Annotated in this window: 18 protein-coding genes; 5 read left to right on the top strand and 13 right to left on the bottom strand. The window is 63.9% G+C overall.

Annotated elements, in window-relative coordinates; translation table 11 throughout:
- The first annotated feature begins 25 nt into the window (after positions 1 to 25).
- From ectB to H351_RS14090, 3 genes are read left to right on the top strand one after another with little or no spacing between them, the layout of a single operon-like run.
- Positions 26 to 1,288, top strand: a complete 1,263-nt coding sequence (gene ectB / locus H351_RS14100) for a diaminobutyrate--2-oxoglutarate transaminase (RefSeq protein ID WP_020969986.1) — start codon at positions 26 to 28, stop codon at positions 1,286 to 1,288.
- A gap of 15 nt (positions 1,289 to 1,303) precedes the next feature.
- Complete coding sequence (locus H351_RS14095; protein WP_003944463.1) at positions 1,304 to 1,702, top strand: ectoine synthase; 399 nt, start codon at positions 1,304 to 1,306, stop codon at positions 1,700 to 1,702.
- A gap of 9 nt (positions 1,703 to 1,711) precedes the next feature.
- Positions 1,712 to 2,644 carry a D-isomer specific 2-hydroxyacid dehydrogenase family protein gene (locus H351_RS14090; protein WP_007731007.1) on the top strand — a complete coding sequence of 311 codons (933 nt, stop codon included), beginning with the start codon at positions 1,712 to 1,714 and terminating at the stop codon, positions 2,642 to 2,644.
- 44 nt (positions 2,645 to 2,688) lie between these two features.
- Here H351_RS14090 and H351_RS14085 read toward each other — a convergent pair whose 3' ends face one another.
- Positions 2,689 to 3,210 (bottom strand): VOC family protein, encoded by a 522-nt coding sequence (locus tag H351_RS14085; protein WP_029255668.1) that lies wholly within the window; start codon positions 3,208 to 3,210, stop codon positions 2,689 to 2,691.
- Between the two features lie 50 nt (positions 3,211 to 3,260).
- Between H351_RS14085 and H351_RS14080 the strand changes: the two genes are divergently transcribed.
- Entirely contained in the window at positions 3,261 to 4,118 is an 858-nt protein-coding gene (locus H351_RS14080; protein WP_019749066.1) for an NAD-dependent protein deacetylase, read from the top strand.
- Here H351_RS14080 and proB read toward each other — a convergent pair.
- The 9 genes from proB to H351_RS14035 all read right to left on the bottom strand — a co-directional run bounded on the left by proB (position 4,091) and on the right by H351_RS14035 (position 16,573).
- Entirely contained in the window at positions 4,091 to 5,194 is a 1,104-nt protein-coding gene (gene proB, locus H351_RS14075) for a glutamate 5-kinase (protein ID WP_020908223.1), read from the bottom strand. The genes H351_RS14080 and proB overlap by 28 nt on opposite strands.
- 44 nt (positions 5,195 to 5,238) lie before the next feature.
- Entirely contained in the window at positions 5,239 to 6,690 is a 1,452-nt protein-coding gene (gene obgE, locus H351_RS14070) for a GTPase ObgE (protein WP_019749068.1), read from the bottom strand.
- A 212-nt stretch (positions 6,691 to 6,902) separates the two neighbouring features.
- On the bottom strand, positions 6,903 to 7,172 hold the full coding sequence (rpmA, locus tag H351_RS14065) for a 50S ribosomal protein L27 (protein WP_003944532.1): 270 nt from the start codon (positions 7,170 to 7,172) through the stop codon (positions 6,903 to 6,905).
- Between the two features lie 42 nt (positions 7,173 to 7,214).
- Positions 7,215 to 7,526, bottom strand: coding sequence for a 50S ribosomal protein L21 (rplU, locus tag H351_RS14060; RefSeq protein ID WP_003944533.1), 312 nt, complete (start codon positions 7,524 to 7,526; stop codon positions 7,215 to 7,217).
- A gap of 319 nt (positions 7,527 to 7,845) precedes the next feature.
- Complete coding sequence (locus tag H351_RS14055; RefSeq protein WP_029255669.1) at positions 7,846 to 11,094, bottom strand: translation initiation factor IF-2 N-terminal domain-containing protein; 3,249 nt, start codon at positions 11,092 to 11,094, stop codon at positions 7,846 to 7,848.
- A 471-nt stretch (positions 11,095 to 11,565) separates the two neighbouring features.
- Positions 11,566 to 11,985, bottom strand: coding sequence for a nucleoside-diphosphate kinase (gene ndk / locus H351_RS14050; RefSeq protein ID WP_019749070.1), 420 nt, complete (start codon positions 11,983 to 11,985; stop codon positions 11,566 to 11,568).
- Positions 11,986 to 12,003: 18 nt separating this feature from the next.
- Positions 12,004 to 12,459 carry a DUF4233 domain-containing protein gene (locus H351_RS14045; protein WP_019749071.1) on the bottom strand — a complete coding sequence of 152 codons (456 nt, stop codon included), beginning with the start codon at positions 12,457 to 12,459 and terminating at the stop codon, positions 12,004 to 12,006.
- Positions 12,456 to 13,895: a bifunctional tetrahydrofolate synthase/dihydrofolate synthase gene (gene folC, locus H351_RS14040; RefSeq protein WP_019749072.1), complete on the bottom strand. Its 1,440-nt coding sequence runs from the start codon at positions 13,893 to 13,895 to the stop codon at positions 12,456 to 12,458. Before folC ends, H351_RS14045 begins: the two co-directional genes overlap by 4 nt.
- On the bottom strand, positions 13,892 to 16,573 hold the full coding sequence (locus H351_RS14035; protein ID WP_029255670.1) for a valine--tRNA ligase: 2,682 nt from the start codon (positions 16,571 to 16,573) through the stop codon (positions 13,892 to 13,894). Before H351_RS14035 ends, folC begins: the two co-directional genes overlap by 4 nt.
- A gap of 172 nt (positions 16,574 to 16,745) precedes the next feature.
- Here H351_RS14035 and H351_RS14030 point away from each other — a divergent pair, with 172 nt between their 5' ends.
- The gene (locus tag H351_RS14030; RefSeq protein ID WP_003944468.1) at positions 16,746 to 17,447 is read left to right on the top strand and encodes a hypothetical protein; all 702 of its coding nucleotides are present in this window, start codon (positions 16,746 to 16,748) and stop codon (positions 17,445 to 17,447) included.
- Positions 17,448 to 17,519: 72 nt separating this feature from the next.
- On the opposite strand, the gene H351_RS14025 is transcribed toward H351_RS14030, so the two are convergent.
- From H351_RS14025 to H351_RS14015, 3 genes are all read right to left on the bottom strand, one after another.
- Entirely contained in the window at positions 17,520 to 19,553 is a 2,034-nt protein-coding gene (locus H351_RS14025) for a S9 family peptidase (RefSeq protein ID WP_029255671.1), read from the bottom strand.
- Positions 19,554 to 19,565: 12 nt separating this feature from the next.
- The gene (locus H351_RS14020) at positions 19,566 to 20,180 is read right to left on the bottom strand and encodes a GNAT family N-acetyltransferase (protein WP_003944518.1); all 615 of its coding nucleotides are present in this window, start codon (positions 20,178 to 20,180) and stop codon (positions 19,566 to 19,568) included.
- Between the two features lie 63 nt (positions 20,181 to 20,243).
- Complete coding sequence (locus tag H351_RS14015; protein ID WP_029255672.1) at positions 20,244 to 21,251, bottom strand: iron-siderophore ABC transporter substrate-binding protein; 1,008 nt, start codon at positions 21,249 to 21,251, stop codon at positions 20,244 to 20,246.
- Between the last annotated feature and the right edge of the window lie 83 nt (positions 21,252 to 21,334).

The raw sequence follows: 21,334 nt of genomic DNA, 5'->3' as shown, positions 1-21,334 counted from the left end.
CATGCCCCGGAGGAACAAAGAAGATATGAATATCAACGAAGCAAGCATTTTCGAAACCCTCGAGTCCGAGGTCCGCAGCTACTGCCGTGACTGGCCTGCAGTGTTCACCAGCGCATCCGGATCCTGGATTCGTGATGAAAACGGACGCGAATACCTCGATTTCTTCGCCGGTGCCGGCGCCCTCAACTACGGCCACAACAACCCGGTGCTCAAATCGGCGCTGGTCGACTACATCATGAGCGACGGCATCACGCACGGCCTCGACATGTCGACAGTCGCCAAGCGCGAGTTCCTCGAGACCTTTCAGCGCAACATCCTCGAGCCGCGCGGCCTGGACTACAAGGTCCAGTTCCCCGGCCCGACCGGATCGAACACCGTCGAGGCTGCACTGAAGCTGGCTCGCAAGGTGACAGGACGTTCGGCAGTCATCAACTTCACCAACGCATTTCACGGAATGACACTTGGTGCACTCTCCGTGACCGGCAACTCGATGAAGCGCGCGGGCGCCGGTGTTCCGCTCGTGCACACGACACCGATGCCCTTCGACAACTACTTCGACGGCGTCACCGAGGACTTCCAGTGGTTCTCCCGCGTTCTCGATGATTCCGGTAGCGGCATCAACCGTCCCGCGGCAGTGATCGTCGAGACCGTTCAGGGTGAAGGCGGCGTCAATGTCGCTCGCCCCGAATGGCTTCGGGCGCTGGCAACACTGTGCTCGGATCGTGGCATCCTGCTGATCGTCGACGACGTCCAGATGGGCTGCGGCCGCACCGGCCCGTTCTTCTCCTTCGAAGAGGCCGGAATCGTTCCCGACATCGTCACGCTGTCCAAGTCGATCAGCGGTTACGGAATGCCGATGGCGCTCACGCTGTTCAAGCGTGAACTCGACGTCTGGGGACCGGGCGAACACAACGGCACCTTCCGTGGCAACAACCCGGCGTTCGTCACCTCCAAGGTTGCACTCGACCACTACTGGTCCGACGACGCACTGACGAAGACGACGTTGAAGAAGGGCGCACGCATCAGCGAATGCTTCGCCAATCTCTCCGATCAGTTCCCCGGCGAGGTCTCGCACCGTGGACGCGGCCTGGTTCAGGGCCTCGTTTTCGATCAGCCCGAGCGCGCCGGCAAGGTCTGCCAGCTGGCATTCGACGAGGGATTGCTCGCGGAGACCTCCGGACCCTCCGACCAGGTTGTGAAACTGCTTCCGGCACTGACGATTACCGATGACGAGCTCGAGCACGGCCTCTCCATCCTGGCCGAGGCGACACTCAAGGTCTGCAGCTAGAGGAAGGACTCTCCCATGATCGTTCGCACCACCACCGAGATCACCGACACCGACCGCGACATCACGAGCGAGGACGGCAACTGGCGCAGCAAGCGCATCGTCCTCGGCGGCGACCGCGTCGGGTTCTCGTTCCACGAAACCACCATCAAGGCAGGTTCGGTCAACGAGTTCCACTACGCCAACCACGTCGAAGCGGTCTGGCTCGTCGAGGGCACCGGCAAGCTGATCGACCTGGACAACAACAAGGAATACGATCTCGCACCGGGGTCGATGTACCTGCTCAACGGTCACGAGCGTCACCGCGTCGAGCCCGATACGCAGATGCGCATGCTCTGCGTTTTCAATCCGCCGGTCACCGGGCGTGAGGTACACGACGAGAACGGTGTCTACCCACTGGTGGAGGTCCCCGCGTAGCGTCTAGTCATGGCGACTGACACCTCTCCACGCGTAGCGATCGGCCCCGTCCCCGATGCACTGCTCGACAGCGCGGTGCTTCGGGGCGGAGGTCTGATCAGTCCGATCGACACTGCCGACGCCCTGATCTGGGCGGGCTCACCCGAAACTTTTCCGTCGGAGTTACCGGCGTCGGTCAGGTGGGTGCAGCTGCCGTCGGCGGGAATCGAGGATTGGTTCGACTCCGGTGTGATTCCGAAGGACACCGAAATCACGTGGACCTCGGCGGCCGGCGCGTTTTCGGCCTCGGTGGCCGAGCACGCGCTCATGCTGCTGTTGGCCGGAGTTCGTCACCTGCCCGCACACATCGAAGCTCGAACGTGGCGTCAGTTCGAGTTCTTTCCCAAGATCGGCACCCTTCGTGGCTCGACGGTTGCGATCATCGGCGCAGGCGGTATCGGCCGCGCGCTGATTCCGATGCTGGCCGCGCAGGGGGCGGACAGCATCGCAGTCAATCGTTCCGGTAGCCCGGTTCCCGGGGCCATCTCGACGTACCCCGCATCCAGGATGGATGAAATCTATTCTCGCGCAGATCACTTCGTGATCGCTGCGCCCGCCACCCCGGCCACCCGTCACCTCGTTGGCCGCGCGCAGTTGGCGGCGATGCAACCCCATTCCTGGGTGATCAATGTCGCGCGCGGATCACTGGTCGATACCGACGCGCTGGTCGAGGCGATCGAGTCGGAGCAGATCGGCGGCGCCGGTCTCGACGTCACCGACCCCGAACCCCTCCCGGACGGTCACCCGCTGTGGGATCTGACGAATGCGATCATCACACCCCACGATTCCAATCCGCCGGGAGTTCGCCCCGCCGCGTTTGCGGATCACGTCTCCAAGAACGTGACCCGCTTCGCGAAGGGCGAGGCACTGGCTGCCCTCGTCGACCCGGTCGCCGGATACTGAGCACGCCGCCGCAGCCTGAATGATCCGGCGAAAGCTGCCGAAAGTTACTGTGGCGAATCCGTATCCGGGAAGAAGAGCGCCCGCGCCCGGCGAGCCACCTCCTCCGCAGGTACGTCCTCGACCTTCGTGCATACGGCCCACCGATGGCCGAATGGGTCGAGAAACACTCCGTGCCGGTCACCCGAGAACGTATCGGCGACCGCCGTGACCAGCGTGGCTCCCTCGGCGACGGCCCGATCGACGAACTCATCCGTGTCCTCGGTGTAAACGACGATGGACGAATGCACCCAGCCGTCCTGCGGCGACCTGAGACCGAAGTCCGGCATCTCCTGCGAAAGCTGCAGCATCGAATCACCGATCCGAATCTCGGCATGCATGAGAGTGCCGTCAGGTGCATTCATCGCATCGACGATCTCAGCTCCGAGTGCTCGTTTGTAGTAGTCGAGTGCGGCATGCCCGTCCGGCACCGCAAGGTAGGGAGTGATCGTGCGGTAACCAGCGGGAATTGGGTTCACTGTGTTCATGTCTACGAGTATCGACAGTCGTACACGTGTTCTATTGAACATTTCGGACTTCCTCCGCGCCGCCGTCTCGCACACGCGCCTATCCTGGAACGGTGCCTACCGACAACAGCCGCCTCGACGCCCTTCCCGAGCTCCTGGCCGGCCGTCGCCTGGCAGTTCTGACGGGTGCAGGCATCTCCACCGACTCCGGAATCCCGGACTACCGTGGCCCCGATTCACCCCCGCGCAATCCGATGACGTTCCAGCAGTTCATCGGGGATCCGGCGTTTCGACGTCACTACTGGGCGCGTAACCACATCGGCTGGCGATACATGGACAGCTCGCGGCCCAACCAGGGCCACCGGGCCGTCGCGGCACTCGAGCGAACAGGGCGAGCCGTCGGTGTGATCACCCAGAACGTCGACCTGCTGCACACCAAGGCCGGCGCGCGAAACGTCATCGACCTCCACGGCACCTACGCGCAGGTTCGATGCCTGAGCTGCCAGCGGCTGATCTCCCGCACCACTCTCGCCGAGAGACTGGAGGAAGCCAACCCCGGATTTGCCGAAACTGTGGCTGCTGCAACGGGAGTCGAGATCGCGCCCGATGCAGATGCCGTGATCGAATCCACCGCACACTTTCGCGTCGTGGATTGCGCCGTGTGCGGTGGGCTACTCAAGCCGGACATCGTCTACTTCGGTGAATCCGTCCCCAAGGAACGTGTGGCCCGGGCGTACAGCCTCGTCGACCAAGCCGATGCACTGTTGGTAGCCGGGTCGTCGTTGACGGTGATGTCCGGTCTGCGTTTCGTGCGGCATGCCGCCAAGACCGGGAAGCCGATCGCCATCGTCAATCGCGGAACGACCCGAGGTGACGAATACGCCGACCTCAAGCTCGAAGTCGGTTGTGCTGAAGCACTTTCCGCCCTGGTCGAGTACGACAGCTACAGCGCCACCAAGTCGTCCGCGTGAACCACGGGACGCTGCATGTCGGCCGGTAGATCGGCGGTGGAGCGCCCCAGGATCTCCTCGATCTCCGTAGCGTCGAACGCAACGACACCCCGAGCGACGGGCTTCTCCCCCGGTCCCATCAGCGACACGACATCGCCGGCGTGAAAATCGCCGGACACACCGACGATGCCGGCGGACAGCAGGCTTCGACGCTTGGACACCACCGCGCGAACGGCGCCTTCGTCGAGGTGAAGGTCACCCGATGTGTCAGCGGCGTGACGTACCCAGAATCGGCGAGCCGACAATCGCGTCGGCCGGGGCGCAAATGCCGTTCCGACATCGGCACCACTGAGTGCCTGCGCAGCGTCCGATGCTGCCGCGAGCAGCACCGGCACTCCGGAATCAGCGGCCAGGCGTGCTGCTGAGAGCTTTGACGCCATGCCTCCGGTACCGAGAGCGCCACCCGATCCGGCAACCACACCGTCGAGATCCTCGGGACTGTTGACCTCGGGAATCAGTGTGGCATCGCCCTTTCGGGGATCCCCGTCGTACAGGCCGTCCACATCCGACAACAGGATCAACGCGTCGGCGCCGACGAGATGAGCAACCAGAGCAGCCAACCGATCGTTGTCACCGAATCGAAGTTCGGTGGTGGCAACGGTGTCGTTCTCGTTCACGATCGCCACCGCGTGCAATGCCCGTAGACGATCGAGTGTCCGTTGGGCGTTGCGGTGCTGCGTCCGTCGAGCAATGTCGTCCGCCGTGAGTAGAACCTGCCCGACGGTACGCCCGTAACGGGCGAACGACGTACCCCAGGCGTGAGCCAGCGCCAACTGACCGACGCTGGCCGCAGCCTGCTTGGTCGCGAGATCCCGCGGTCGCTTGGTCAGTCCCAGCGGCGCCAGTCCGGCGCCGACGGCACCGGACGAGACGACGACTACATCGGAGCCCGCGCGCATGCGGGTCTCGATGGCATCGGCCAACAGATCAAGTCGGTGAGTGTCGAGTCCCGCCACCAGACTGGTGAGCGCAGACGACCCGATCTTCACGACGATACTGTGAGCCGACGCTATCGACTCCCTGGTGGACCCGAGCACAGTCCCGTTCCCTCTCTTCGGTTTTCGTCCTGAAATCGCGTGAGTCAGGCGTCTTCGTCGAGCAGCCCGCGGCGGACGCGACGAGCATGCTTGCGCTCGTCGGCGCCGATACGCTCCACCTGATCGAGACGCGGGTCGGTTCCACGGCCCGTACGGGTCAGATCGATACCGGCCGGCGTCATCGGCTCCCACTCGAAGCTGACGTCACCGATGGTGACGGAAGCCCCTGGCTGAGCGCCCTTCTTGACCAATGCGTCCTCGACACCCAAGCGTGCAAGACGGTCGGCGAGGTAACCAACGGCCTCGTCGTTGTCGAAGGCGGTCTGACGAATCCACCGCTCCGGGCGGGTGCCTCGGACGACGAACCCACCGGGGATATCGGGATCCTTCTCGATGGTGAAGCTGGAATCCTTGACCTTGACCGGGCGAATGACCTGGCGCTTCGGCTCGGGCTTCGGATGAGCTTCGCGGTAGTCGCGGACCATCTTCGCCAGCGCGAATGTCAACGGTCGCAGACCTTCTCGGCTCACCGCCGAGATGGTGAAGACCGGCCATCCGCGAGCTTCGATCTCGGGTGTGACCATCTCGGCCAGCTCGGCTGCCTCCGGAACGTCGGTCTTGTTCAGGATGACGACGCGCGGGCGCTTGTCGAGGTCACCGAGTCCCGAGTCGCCGGAGAGCGCGGGGGTGTACGCGGCCAGCTCTGCTTCCAGGGCGTCGATGTCGGATATCGGGTCGCGTCCCGGATCGAGGGTGGCGCAGTCGATCACGTGCGCCAATACGGCGCAGCGTTCGATGTGGCGCAGGAAGTCCAGGCCCAAACCGCGGCCTTCGCTGGCACCGGGGATCAGCCCGGGCACGTCGGCGACGGTGAAGGTGGTGTCACCGCTCGAGACGACGCCGAGGTTGGGGACCAGAGTGGTGAAGGGGTAGTCGGCGATCTTCGGCTTGGCCGCCGAGAGAACGGACACCAGCGAAGACTTACCGGCAGAGGGAAATCCGAGCAGACCGACGTCGGCTACCGACTTGAGTTCGAGAACCAGGTCACGCTCGACACCGTCTTCACCGAGGAGTGCGAAACCTGGGGCCTTGCGAGCCTTCGAGGCGAGTGCTGCGTTGCCGAGTCCGCCGCGGCCACCCTGAGCGGCGTCGTAGCGCGAGCCGACACCGACGAGGTCGGCAAGCACGTTGCCGTCGGTATCGAGAACCACAGTTCCATCCGGGACCTTGAGGATGAGGTCTTCACCGTTTGCACCCTCGCGGTTACTGCCGGCGCCCTGCTTGCCGTTGGTCGCCTTCGCGTTGGGATGGAAGTGAAAGTCGAGGAGGGTGTGGATGTTCTCGTCGACCACGAGGATGACGTCGCCACCGCGACCTCCGTTGGCACCGTCCGGACCGCCGAGCGGTTTGAACTTCTCGCGGTGTACGGAGGCGCAACCATTGCCGCCTTTTCCAGCGCTGACGTGCAGCACAACACGGTCAATGAATCGGGACATGACTGCCGGATCCTTCCTCAGTCAATTGCGGGTCTCACGCGATGAGCTGAACTTCTGGTGAGCAGGGTTGCTCGGGGTAAAACTGGCACTGCTTAAACAAACGATAGGGGCGGACCGGGTTATTTCAACCCTGGTCCGCCCCTATCGGGAGCTTGGAACGCGTCACTCTCTTACCGAAAGTAGAACCGGTGACGCACAACTAGCGAGAAAGACTAGACCTCAGCCGCAACGACGGCCGGAACGATGTTCACGGTCTTGCGTCCACGCTTCTGGCCGAACTCGACTGCACCGGCAGCGAGAGCGAACAGGGTGTCGTCGCCGCCACGGCCGACGTTGACGCCGGGGTGGAAGTGCGTGCCGCGCTGGCGAACCAGGATTTCGCCTGCGCTGACCGACTGGCCGCCGAAGCGCTTCACGCCGAGGCGCTGGGCGTTTGAATCGCGACCGTTACGGGAGCTGGATGCACCCTTCTTATGTGCCATGCTATTGACCCTCCTCGGGTGAAATTAGCTAGAAAGAACTGGTTACTTGATGCCCGTGACCTTGAGCACCGTGATCGGCTGCCTGTGGCCCTGACGCTTGTGGTAACCGGTCTTGTTCTTGAACTTGTGGATGCGGATCTTCGGGCCCTTGGTGTGCTCGACGATCTCACTGGTGACTGCGACCTTGGCCAGCTTGGCCGCGTCGGTGGTCAGGTCAGATCCGTCGACCACGAGAACGGGAGCAAGCGAGACAGCAGTGCCGGGCTCACCCTCGATCTTCTCGACCTTGACGAGGTCACCAACAGCGACCTTGTACTGCTTTCCGCCGGTCTTGACGATCGCGTACGTTGCCATCGGAGGGCTACCCCTTGCTTCTTCGAACTTGCTCGCGCTGCTGCCTGAGGCTTCAAATGCATCGCGACTGGTCTGGTTTATGTCACCTCGGCTCGGCACTGACGTACCGGGACATTCACGCGCACTCTAGGCACACGGAATCTCTACCGCCGGGTGGCGACCCTCCAAGGTTACGGGAAAGCAACCGTCAGGGTCAAACCGCCCCGCCGAGGGGTGGTGCTCACTACTCTGTACTGCTTCTACCAGCTGAAACTTCGGATAACGGTTGGATGTCCTCGCTCATCGCGAAGTCATCCAACCGACCGAAAGCCAGTAGTTCTTACTCTCCGTCTACCGGAGGACCTGCGGGACGTGCTGCTGCACGCCTGCGACGGGGTCGCTTGACGACGACAACTTCTTCCTCAGCCGGAACTTCGTTGGCCGGAGCCGGAACGTTTTCCACGACCGCTTCTGCCACGGGTTCCGGAGTCGGAATCACGAAGACCGTACCCACCTCGGGAGCTGCCTCGGCAACCGGTGCCGACGCTGCCCGCGACGCCCGGCGACTACGCCGACGACCGCGCGGAGCTGCTTCGGTCGAAGCTGCCGCCGACTCGTTGTCCACTGCGGATACTTCTTCCGCAGCAGAGTCCACAACAGGAACGTCATGGCGCTCAGTAGCAGCAGGAGTATCGATCGGCCGATCCTGTTGCCGATCGGCACTTTTGGATGCATCATCCCCCGAAGACGTACCGGTGGAATCAGACTCGATCGAGTCGGCCGCGACGGTCTCGTCGTCGTCGTGGTGGTGCGAGGCCATCGCCAATGCCACCGGATGAGCCCGCTTGACGGTCGCGTCGACAGCCGGAACCTCCGGCGCCGGAGCTTCCTGTCCGTTGGACTCGGTAGAAGGCGACTTGTCTCCGCGGCCACGCTTGTTCTTGCGCGAGGTGCCGGATTCGCTTCGCTGCGAGCCCGAACGCGATCCCCCGTCGTCCGAGGACTTCACCTCGACCGGCTCGGAGTGGACGATGATGCCGCGGCCGTGGCAGTGCTCACAGGTGGTCGAGAAGGCCTCGACCAATCCGGTGCCCAACTTCTTGCGCGTCATCTGCACGAGTCCGAGTGACGTGACCTCCGACACCTGATGGCGCGTGCGATCGCGACCCAGGCATTCGGTGAGCCGACGCAGGACCAGGTCCCGGTTCGATTCGAGGACCATGTCGATGAAGTCGACGACGATCATTCCGCCGATGTCCCGCAGGCGCATCTGGCGAACGATCTCCTCGGCTGCTTCGAGGTTGTTGCGGGTAACAGTCTCTTCGAGGTTTCCGCCGGCTCCGGTGAACTTTCCGGTGTTGACGTCGACGACGGTCATGGCCTCGGTGCGATCGATCACCAAGGTGCCGCCGGACGGCAGCCACACCTTGCGATCGAGTGCCTTGGCCAACTGCTCGTCGATACGGCGAGCAGCGAAGACGTCGATACCGTTGTTCGGCGTGTACTTCTCGAGTCGCGGAAGCAGGTCGGGCGCAACGGAGTTGATGTAGTTCTCGACCGTCGTATGCGCCTTCTCGCCCTCGATGACCAGCTTGGAGAAGTCCTCGTTGAACAGATCGCGAATGACCTTGACCAGCATGTCAGGCTCTTCGTACAGCGCCTGCGGGTTGCCGGACTTACCGGTGTCCGCAGCCGCGGCCTGCTCCTCGATGCCGGCCCACTGAGCCTGCAGACGAGTCACGTCGCGCGCCAACTCTTCTTCGCTGACGCCCTCGGACGCCGTGCGAATGATCACGCCGGCGTCGGCGGGAACGATGTCGCGCAAGATTTCCTTGAGACGCTTGCGCTCGGTGTCCGGAAGCTTGCGGCTGATACCCGTGGACGTACCACCGGGCACGTAGACGAGGAAACGACCGGCAAGCGAAATCTGTGTGGTCAGTCGAGCACCCTTGTGACCGACCGGATCCTTGCTGACCTGAACGAGCACCTGATCGCCCGGCTTGAGGGCCTGCTCGATCTTGCGCGAGTTGCCACCGAGACCGGCAGCCTCCCAGTTGACCTCACCGGCGTAGAGAACGCCGTTGCGGCCACGTCCGATGTCGATGAACGCCGCTTCCATGCTGGGGAGCACGTTCTGGACACGTCCGAGGTACACGTTGCCGACCATCGACGCGGACGCCGAGTTGGTGACGAAGTGCTCGACCAACACTCCGTCTTCGAGGACTGCTACCTGTGTAGTCGCATGCGGCTGACCGCTGTCTGCTCGATCACGCACAACCATGACGCGATCGACGGCCTCACGACGCGCGAGGAACTCCGACTCGGTCAGAATCGGCGGACGACGACGGCCGGCGTCACGACCGTCGCGGCGACGCTGACGCTTCGCTTCCAGACGTGTCGAACCACTGATGCCCTGGACCTCGTCCTTGACGCGGGTCTTGTTGCGAGGTTCGCGCTCGTGAACGACGGTGTTCGGCGGATCGTCCTCGGACGTCGCAGTCGCGTCGGTGGCGCCGTCGGTGCCGGTCTTGCGACGACGACGACGGCGGCGACGGCGGCTCGATCCGTCGGCATCGAGATCGGAATCGTCGGCATTCTCGGAATCCGCATCAGCGGTGGACTCGGACTTATCACCGGATTCTTCGCCGGCAGCGTCGTCGGTTTGCTTCTCGACTGCCGCAGGGGCAGATTCCTGCTCCGATTCGGTAGCGGTATCCGACTCTTCGTCCGAGCCCTGCTCGCCACCCTGTTCACCGCGACCACGTCCACGTCCACGGCGTCCACGACGACGGCGACGCGGCTGATCGTCGTCCTCGTCCTCGGACTCGGCGCTCTCGCCCTCGATTTGCGGTGCGGTCACAGCCGGCTCTTCGACGGCAGGAACTGCAACCGGTGCTGCCTCGGGAACGACGGTTTCGGCTTCCGCAGTTGTCTGCTTCTCTTCGACGACCGCCGGTGCAGCGGGCTCGCGGCGTGCGCGACGGCGACGCGGAGCTACCTCGGCGGCTTCGAGATCCGGCTGCAGGAACAGCGGGACCTGCGGCGCGGCGGGAGCCACCTCGGGCTGATGGGTCTGCGGCGCCTCGAAGGAAGTGAACAGATCGGACTGCTCGGCTTCCTTGCTCTGCAGCGCAGCAGCGGCGTCGAGTCCAGCGCTGATCTCGGCGACAGCCGGATCCACTGCTTCTTCTGCTGAAGGTTCTTCGGCGGCCGGTTCTTCGACAACGACCTTTTTGCGGGTGCGACGAGCCCTGACAGGCTTCTCGGCCGGAGCCTCTGCAGCAGGCTCTTCCGCAACCGGGGCCTCGACAACCGGGGCCTCGACAACCGGGTCGATGAGGCTATCGAGCTCGGCGACGACCGGCTCGATGGCCTCGGCAGCGGAAGTCAGCGAGGCGTGAATCCGCTGGGCAACGTCCCGTTGGAGACTCGACTGCGCACTGCGCAACTCGGTACCGAGCGCTGCGGCTTCGGCAAGGACCTGCTTGCTCGTGACACCGAGCAGCTTCGCCAGCGCGTGTACGCGCATCTTGTCGGGAAATTCCGGGGTGGTGCTGGAATCTGATTCGGTTGGGGATTGATCGGCCACGTAAGTCTCCTCAGCCCCCGGGCGCGTCCAACCCAGAAGTCGAGTTGTCACGCGGCCACGCGGGAGCGTGCTGTGTGTACTCGCACTCAGAAGTGAGTGCGAGATTGTAAGGTCTCGCTCCGCATGGTCCGCAATGCCCGTTATTCACTGCGAGCACATGAAGTGCCTGGCTGGATGGCCGTTGTCCTGTGCGCGAGCGCCTGATCATCCAGCGTGCAGAGGTCCAGGGATTTCCTGTTGACCTGGAGCAGCGATGAAAGGGCATCGAACCTAGGTGTCATCCGGTTGAACGTGCGTAAAACAAATTGCGGTTCAACTGAAAGCAGTATCCCACACCAACGCGCCTGCAACTGCAAAGGGCGCACCGATGTGGGATACGTGCCGAGAATTCGCTGTGGAGATGTGGGCCGAAGGCCCGTTCATGTGGGCCAGAGGCCCGTTACATGTGGGCCAGAGGCCCCGATCGAAGATTCAGATGGACGACAGCGCGGGGAACCACAGAGCGATTTCGCGCTCTGCCGACTCCACGGAGTCACTGCCGTGAACGAGGTTCTGCTGCGCTTCGAGTCCGAAGTCGCCACGGATGGTGCCCGGAAGAGCTTTGTCGACCGGGTCGGTTCCGCCGGCCAACTGACGGAAAGCAGCGATGGCGCGGGGGCCTTCGAGCACTGCGGCCACCAGCGGACCGGAGGTGATGAACTCCAACAAGCTCGGGTAGAACGGGCGCTCGGCGTGTTCTGCGTAGTGGCTACCAGCCACCTCTTCGGAAGCTACACGGAGTTCGAGTGCTGCAATTGTCAGGCCTTTGCGCTCGATACGGCTGAGGATTTCTCCTACGTATCCACGGGCAACGGCGTCGGGCTTGATCAGTACGAGGGTGCGCTCAGTCACAGCGGACAGCCTAAATGGTCAGTCCCGCTGGCCGGGAAGCAGGCCCTTGTCCATCCGGCGCTTGATGTCTCTCTGCAGGTAGACGAGGTATCCCCAGACGATCCCGAAGGTGATCGCCACACCGGCAATCGACGGGTGGACGAAGAAACCGAATAGAAGAATCACCTGCAGTGCGACGTTGAACCCCATCGCCCACGGCTTGCCCTGGACGCCGGCTCCCAGAATCATCAGTACCGCCAACCCGATGATGAATCCCGCGGAGGCCGCGGTGAGGCCACCGCCGACGACCGCGACAACCGGCAAAGCCAGCAGCACGACGATCGCCTCGAGGATCAGGGTTCCGGCCATCACTCCGCGGAAACTTTTCCAAGGGTCCTTGGTCGGAGGCCCGAACTCGCCGGCAGTGTCTCCGGACTCGGGGTCTCCGGGCTCGTGGCCTCCGGACTCGGGATTGGCATCTGACGGGGTACTCACGCGGGGTCCTTTCCGAACAGCGTGCGGGCGGCGCCTGCGGTCACGACGGATCCCGTCACCACCACACCTGCCCCTGATACGGCTTCGCCGGGTTCGGCGACCTGCTCGGCGATTTCGATCGCGACTTCCAGCGCGTCGGCAAGCACCGGCGCCACGACGACGCGCTCGTCGCCGAACTTCGCGACGGCAATGTTCGCCAGCTCCTCGACATCCATCGCCCGGGGTGACCCGTTGTGGGTGACGACGATCTCGTCGAAGACGGATTCGAATGCGGTCAAGATGGCGTCGACGTCCTTGTCCGCCATCACGCTGACAACTCCCACGAGCTTGCGGAAGTCGAACTCCGCGGCCAGTGCGGCCGCGAGAGCACGCGCGCCGTCAGGATTGTGGGCGGCGTCGAGAAAGACCGTCGGCGCACTCCGAACACGTTCGAGGCGACCGGGATTGACGATCGAGGCGAACCCGTTGCGGATAGCGTCCTGATCGAGTTGTCGGTCCGGACCGGCACCGAAGAACGCTTCGACGGCAGCGAGCGCGAGCGCGGCGTTGCGCGCCTGATGCTCACCGTGAAGGGGGAGGAAAATGTCGGTGTACACGCCACTCAAGCCTTGAAGTTCGAGCTGCTGTCCGCCTACCGCGATCTGGCGAGCAAGCACCTTGAACTCCGAGCCTTCACGCGCGACCGCGGCCTCGACCTCGACAGCACGGCGCAGCAATACCTCCATGACTTCGGGAGTCTGCTCGGCGATGATCGCGACGGTGTCCACCGGAACCAGGTCCTCGCGGCCCTTCTTGATGATCCCGGCCTTCTCCTCCGCGATTCCGGCCAGGTCGGTGCCCAGGTACTCGGCGTGATCGAGGCTGATCGGCGTGATCACCGCGACCTGTCCGTCGATCACGTTCGTGGCGTCCCAGCGTCCGCCGAGGCCGACCTCGACCACGGCGACGTCCACCGGAGCCTCCGCGAATGCCGCATAGGCCATCGCAGTGAGCACTTCGAACTTGCTCATCGCCGGTCCCCCGGCTTCCTGCGACTGTGCGTCGATCATCTGCACGTACGGCTCGATCTCGCGGAACGTGTCCACGTAGAGCCGCGGGGAGATCGGATGACCGTCGATGCTGATCCGCTCGGTCGCGATCTGCAGATGAGGGCTGGTGGTTCGGCCGGTACGACGATGCAGAGCGCTCATCAAGGAGTCGATCATGCGGGTCACCGACGTCTTGCCGTTGGTTCCCGTGACGTGCACCGACGGATAGTTGTGCTGCGGTGAGCCCAGGACATCCATGAGCGCCTCGATACGAGTCAGTGACGGCTCGATCTTGGTCTCAGGCCAACGCTTGTCGAGTTCTGCTTCCACCAGCGCCAGTTCGGCGATGTCGACCGGGGTCGGAACCGAACTCTGAGCGTCGAATTGGGACGGCTCGTACGAACTCACTTGTCGGCCAACTCCTTCAGACGTCCTGTGATGCGCTCGATCTCTTCGACGGCGATCTGGCGACGTGTCTTGATCTTGTCGACGACGGCGTCGGGCGCCTTCGCCAGGAAGGCCTCGTTCGCCAGCTTGTTGTCAGCGGTGACGAGCTCCTTCTGCGCTGCCGCGAGGTCCTTTTCGAGCCGCTTCTTCTCCGCGCCGAGGTCGATGGTGCCCGAGGTGTCGATGTCGACCGTGACGGTGCCCTGGCTCAGACGCACCTCGACGGAGATCGACGCGGTGAATCCCTCTTCGGGTTCGGTGAGCTTGGCAAGCGCCGCCACGTAGGCGAACTGGCCGTCCATGCCTGCCTCCGAGAGCCCGGACGCACGAGCCGGAACCTTCTGGGAAGGCTTGAGCCCCTGATCGTTTCGGAAACGTCGCACCTCGGTGATCAGCTTCTGGATGTCTTCGATCCTGGTGGCGGCCTGGGTGTCGACTGCCACACCGGACAACGTCGGCCAGTCGGCGACGACGACGGATTCGCCGCCGGTGAGCACCTTCCACAGGGTTTCGGTCACGAACGGAATGACCGGGTGCAGGAGGCGGAGCAGTGCATCGAGAACGTTGCCGAGCACGGCGCGGGTGTTCGCGGCGACAGCCTCGTCGGCGGCGAACTGCACCTTGGCGAGTTCGAGGTACCAGTCACAGACCTCGTCCCACGCGAAGTGGAACAAGCCTTCGCACGCCTTGCTGAACTCGTAGCGATCGAATGCGGCGTCCGCCTCGGCCTGGACCGTGTCGAGACGGTCGAGGATCCAACGATCGGCGTCGGTCAGTTCGCTTCGAGCGGGTAGCGGCGCGGGAGCAGCGCCGTTCATCAGTGCGAACTTGGTCGCATTGAACAACTTGGTCGCGAAGTTGCGCGAGGACTGCGCCGAATCCTCACCGACGGACAGGTCACTGCCCGGGTTGGCGCCGCGCGCGAGTGTGAATCGCAGGGCGTCGGCGCCGAAACGATCGACCCAGTCGAGTGGGTCGATACCGTTGCCGCGAGACTTCGACATCTTCTTGCCGTACTGATCGCGGACCAGTCCGTGCAGGAACACGTCCTTGAACGGCATCTGCGCACCGGACTTACCCGGACCGGCGGTGATCGACTCGTCCTCGGACACGTAGGTGCCGAACATCATCATACGGGCGACCCAGAAGAACAGGATGTCGTAGCCGGTGACGAGAACGCTGGTGGGATAGAACTTTTCGAGCTCGGGCGTGTTGTCCGGCCAGCCCATCGTCGAGAAGGGCCACAGTCCCGAGGAGAACCAGGTGTCGAGGACGTCGGGATCCTGGACCCAGCCTTCCGGCGCTGTTTCGTCGGGACCGAAGCACGCAACTTCACCCTCGGGGCCGTACCAGACCGGAATGCGGTGGCCCCACCAGAGTTGGCGGGAAATGCACCAGTCGTGCATGTTGTCGACCCAGTCGAACCATCGCGGTTCCTGGCTCGCCGGGTGAATGACGGTGTCCCCGTTGCGAACCGCGTCACCCGCAGCCTTGGCGAGCGTCTCGACCTTGACCCACCACTGCAACGAGAGACGAGGCTCGATGGCCTCGCCACTGCGCTCGGAGTGCCCGACGCTGTGCAGGTACGGGCGCTTCTCGGCGACGACGCGGCCCTGCTCGGCGAGAGCTTCGCGAACCTTGACGCGAGCCTCGAAGCGGTCCATACCGTCGAATTCGGTTCCCGTGTCGGCGATCTTGCCGGTCTTGTCCATGATGGTGGGCATCGGCAGGTTGTGCCGCAGGCCCATCTCGAAGTCGTTGGGGTCGTGAGCCGGCGTGATCTTCACTGCGCCGGTTCCGAACTCGGGGTCGACGTAGTCGTCCGCGATGATCGGAATCTGACGCCCGGTGAACGGATGATCGAGAGTGGTTCCGATGAGGTGCTTGTAGCGCTCGTCTTCGGGATGGACCGCCACTGCGGTATCACCGAGCATCGTCTCGACGCGAGTGGTCGCGACGATGACGTGCGGCTCGTTGTCGTCGAGCGAGCCGTAGCGCAGGGAAACCAGCTCACCCTCGACGTCCTCGAACTTCACCTCGATGTCGGAGATCGCGGTCTGCAGCACCGGCGACCAGTTCACGAGACGCTCGGCGCGGTAGATCAGACCCTCGTCGAACATGCGCTTGAAGACGGTCTGGACGGCGCGCGAGAGGCCCTCGTCCATGGTGAAACGATCGCGACTCCAGTCGACACCGTCACCGATGCGCCGCATCTGGCCCCCGATGGTTCCACCGGATTCGCGCTTCCAGTCCCAGACCTTGTCGATGAAGAGCTCGCGGCCGAAATCTTCCTTTGTCTTGCCGTCGGCAGCGAGCTGCTTCTCGACGACGGACTGCGTGGCGATACCGGCGTGATCCATGCCAGGTAGCCACAGCACCTCGTAGCCCTGCATCCGCTTGCGACGGCTGAGCACGTCCATGAGGGTGTGATCCAGGGCATGGCCCATGTGCAAGCTGCCAGTGACGTTCGGGGGCGGCAGCACGATGGAGTAGCCGGGCTTGTCGCTGGTCGCGTCGGCCTGGAAGTACCCGGCGTCTACCCAGCCTTGATACAGATCGGCCTCTACAGCGCTGGGGTCCCAGCTCTTGGGTAGGGCGTCGGCGGGGGTCTGGGGGTTCTCTGGAGCTGCACTGGTCACCACTTGATCCTAATGACTCCCCCGTCGTGAACGAATTCGCCCGTCGGCCGCCGCGGCGCACACGAACGACTGCCCCGCAGTCCGGGGTCAGCCGAACAAACGATATTCACCGATCCGCTCCGCTGACAGGATCGCTCTGAAGGACGACCGACCAACTACCTGTGGAGCAAATATGTTGAACAACTGGAGTTCTCGCCGTCCCGGCGTTCGGACCTTGGCGGCGGCCGCGACGATCGGAGCGGCGGTTGCCCTCGTGCTTCCGGCGACTGCGTCCGCTGCCCCCGGCATCGAAGAAAGTGTGCAAGGAAGCATCGACAGTGGCAGCGCCACGATCAACGGAAGCGTCGGCGATATCGGGAACGACATCGCAAACGGCATCGCCAGCGGCAGCGTGGGCGACATCGTCGGCGGGATTGCCACTGGGAACCTCAACGACGTCCTCGGCGGCCTGAACGCCGGTTCGACCAGCGCGACGGACATCGTCAACGGCCTGGCCAGTGGCAATGTCAGGGACATTCTCAGTGGGCTGGCCAGCGGCAGCGGCGGCGGCGGATCGTTTGCTCCGACGCAACGGTGTGACGCCTCGACGGTCTCCGGCGGCGCAGGAATCACCAGCACCAAGCACGAGCTCGGCCGCGGCGGACCGACGTCGTTCGTACTCGGCTACGAAACCGAGGACATCCCGGACCTGATCGAGGTGTACTACGAAGGACGGTTGATCCACAGCACCGGATACATCGGCGACGACATCAACGAGGGAACCGGTTCGGCGGTCGTCAACGTGCCCGCCGGCGGTGCATCGTCCGTGCTGGTTCGCGTCACCGGCCCCGACCACACCGAGTGGGCGTACACGGTTCGCTGCCCCGGCGCCTGAGTCCGCTCCGGATCCACGCGAAGACGATCGTGCCTCGTTCGGCTGTTTCAGCCGAACGAGGCACGCGCGCGTTCAGCCCAGAATCTCCGGCAGCGCGACATCTTCGCCGAGAACGTGCTCGGAGAGGAACGCGGTGACCACCTCGTACCAGATCTTGGTGTGCTGTGGCTTGAGCACCCAGTGATTCTCGTCGGGGAAGTACAGGAAGCGATGGTCCGTTTTCCCGTCGTCGTCGGCGGGCAGACCTGACTCGGCGAGCAGTTCGTACCAGAGTCGCAAGCCCTCACCGATCGGAACCCGGTAGTCCTTGTCGCCATGGATGACCAGCATCGGAGTCGTGATGTCCGCGACGTACAGGTGTGGCGAGTTCTCGACGGCCATCTCCGGCGACATCTCGCGTTGCCAGTACCAGGCCGCGTCCGTCGTCGGGCCGAATTGATCGAGTGCCCAGAGGCTTGCGTGGGTGACGATCGCGTCGAAACGGTTGGTATGGCCGGCGATCCAGTTGGCCATGTAACCGCCGAACGAACCACCCATCGCGCCGGTTCGCTTGGGGTCGATCTCGGGCTGCGCGACGGCAGCATCGGTGATCGCCATCAGGTCGGTGAAGGGCGCCTTGCCCCACTGACCCCACCCGCGCTGGACGAAATCCTGCCCGTATCCGGTCGAGAGTGCGGGATCGGGCAGCAGTACGGCATAGCCCTTGGCGACGAGCAGCCACGGGTTCCACCGCCAGGACCAGGTGTTCCACGAACCGAGTGGGCCGCCGTGGACCCAGAGGAGCAATGGCACCGGTGCGTGCGGTGCGGCGCCGGTCGGCAGTGCCAACCAACTCCGGACTGTCGAACCGTCCTCGGCGCGAGCGGTGATCTCGGTCAGTGTTCCCGGCAGCTCCGGCAATGCGTCGGGTCCACGAAGTGCAGTGATCTCACCGGATCCCAGATCCACCCGCACCACGTGCGGCGGCGCTTCGTACGAGGCTCGCAACGCGTAGATCGACTCGCCGTCCGGCGCCACTCGAACATCGGTGTACGCCGCGTCGTCGGCTGTCAGGCGCACCGGCTGACCCCACAGGTCGATGGTGAAGATCGGCCCTCGGCCGCCGTCGTCAGCGGTGACCACCAGCCCGGATCCGTCGGGTAGCCAGGCAAGTGAGGTAGGCCATCGATCCCAGCCGTCGGCCACGCCGGTCACGGCACCGGATCCGAAGTCGTAGAGCTGCAGAGTCATTCGCGGTGCGGACTCCGGCGTGGTGAGGGTCTCCCGGATGAACGCGAGCTTGGTTCCGTCCGGCGAGAGCACCGGGTTGTAGACGTCCGCGTCGGCCTCGTCGACAAGGGTGGTTCGGTCGCCGGTCACCGTGTCGATCCGAACCAACGTCGATCGGCGGGCGGCACTCGCATCGCCGACAGTCCACGTTGTCACGACGAAGAGACCGTCGTCGGAAATCGTGGTCGACGTCTCTCGCAGCGCCGCGCCTGCAGTTGGTGTGATGTCCCGCAACTCGACGGATTCCTTCGAATCCGTCTCGGCGACAACCAGATGCGGATGATCGGGGCCCAGGTCGTGGTCCCAGTGGCGCACCGGATATCCGGTGTGCAGCATCGCCGTGACCTTCTTGTCCTTGCGCGCCGATCGCACCTGATCGTCCTGGTCGAGGCTGATCGCCGAAGCCATGACCGAAGTCTGGGCCACGAACGTCGGCGCCGCCTTGGCCGCTGATACCGACGAGACACCACCGGGACGTGAGATCAACAGCTGAGCTTCTCCGCCCGCCGCGGGCAAGCGCCAGAGTGCGGGTTGCGGATCGCTCTCGCCCGGCACGGCTCGCGTGGCGGTGAAGAGCACGTCGCCGTCGAACGCGAAGGCAGCACCCGACTCGCTGGTCGAGCCCCAGGTCAACCGACGCGCCGGACGCCGACCTTCCGGGTCGATCTCCCACAACGAGGACACGTATTCGGCGCTCTTGTCGTCGAGAACGGCGCGCGCGCAGATCAGCAGCGAGCCGTCGGGTGACAACAACAGGCCGGACAACCTGGCCAAGGCGATGTAGTCGTCGAGTTCGTCGAACGGTGTGCCTGCGTGGAGCTCGGGAATCTGGGTCACCACTAGTTGGTATCACGCGCCCCGCGGTTGACGCATCATTGCGTAGATCGTCGGCCCGCCGCCTGGCATGACGATGTCACGGGTCACTTCGAAACCGAAGCGGTTGTAGTACGGGATGTTCGATTCCTTGCTGCTCTCGAGGTAAGCGTCGACGTGTTCACGATCGCAACGCTCCAACCGGGAGTTCAGTAGTGCTTTGCCGTATCCCCCACCGCGCGCCGCGCTGCCGGTCCCGACCGTCGCGAGATACCAGTGCGGCGAATTCGGATGTGCTCCTTCGAGAACGGAGCTGACCTCGGCCGCGTGTCGTAGCCCCCTGCCGAAGACACGCACCATTGCGGGCAGGCTCACGAGCCCGGAAATCCACGACTGCTTCCACCGCCCCGGCGGATCCCACAGAGTTGCCCCGCCGATCACGCCGTTGTCATCGGTGGCCACCTCGACACCGCCACCGGCGAAGTGGTGGTAACGAGCTTCTGCGGCAAACAGTTTCGTCAGGCGCTCAGCCCTGGAGTCCTCGTCCGGCAACATCCAGGCCATCAAAGGATCATCTTCGAACGCCTCGGCCAACACCGCCGACAGCGCCGGAATATCGGATCGGACAGCCGGCCGCACGTGTACACCCATGAGGCGAGAGTACCGCCGACTGTCCGAATCCCTGGTCTTTGAACAGCGCTGTCCTTGAACCGATCAGACGAGCAAGCCCGCGATCCGCGGCGGAATCTGTTCGAGCGCATACGGCAAGCTCAGTACGGTGCTCCACGTCATGGCTTCGGCAGCAGCGTCTTCCAGAATGATCGCGCGGCCGTCCTTCACGACGTCGAGTTCCTGGTAGATCGGGGTCTTGTCCAATTCCGCCCGAAGCTTGTCGCCGTAGCCACCACCGGCGTACCAGACGAGTACGTCGACGTCCGCGAGCGAGAGTTGCTCGGTGCTGATCTCGGCGAAGTTACCCGTGATCTGATCGGTGACAGGCGGATTCACGAATCCGAGTTCAGTGAAGAACCTCACCTTGGGGTCTTCCGGTCCGTAGACCCCGAATTGTCCCGGCCCCTTCAACGCGCCGACCAGAACGGTCTTGCCGGCAAACGCCGGATTGGCCGTCTTCACGTCGGCGAACTTCTGGTCGACGCCGGCGATCAGCTCGGTGGCCTTTCCTTGCTGCCCCAGCGCTTCGCCGATGATGGTCGTCTGGTTCTGCCAGGGGATTCCGTAATCCGCGAACTCCTTCGGCTGCGCCACCGTCGGCGCTATGGCACTGAGTTTGTCGTACTGCGCCTGAGTGAGCCCGGAGTAGGTGCCGACAATCAGGTCGGGTGTCGTGGCAGCGACCTTCTCCATCTGAATGGTGGTGCCCGCGGTTCCGATGATCTCGGGAGTCGCCCCGTTCAACAACGGCTGCGCCCATGGCCACACACCGTAGGGGTAATCGCCGTACCAGTCGAAGGTTCCGACCAAAGTCCCACCGAGGGCGAGGATCGCATCTTGATCGTTGTATCCGACACTGACGATCCGCTGCGGATCCTCGGGCAGCTCGGTAACCCCAAATTTGTGGGTGATCGATCCCGCAGAGTCGCCGCTAGGGGGCGTGTCCTCGTCGTTCGAACTGGAGCAGGCTGCGGCGAATGCCAGCAACGCTCCCGACGTGCCGATCAGAAATCCGCGCCGGGTCAGCCGACCTGCGTCCGTTCGATCCATGCTCTTACCCCTTAAGTCCGCTCGTTCGGTAGGTAAGGCTAGCCGATGAATGTCGCATTCCGGTGAGTTCGACCGGCCCATTC

This window comes from Rhodococcus erythropolis R138 (assembly GCF_000696675.2).
In the GTDB taxonomy this organism is placed as follows: Bacteria; Actinomycetota; Actinomycetes; order Mycobacteriales; family Mycobacteriaceae; genus Rhodococcus_F; species Rhodococcus_F erythropolis.
This window is presented reverse-complemented; position numbering and strand designations above follow the sequence as displayed.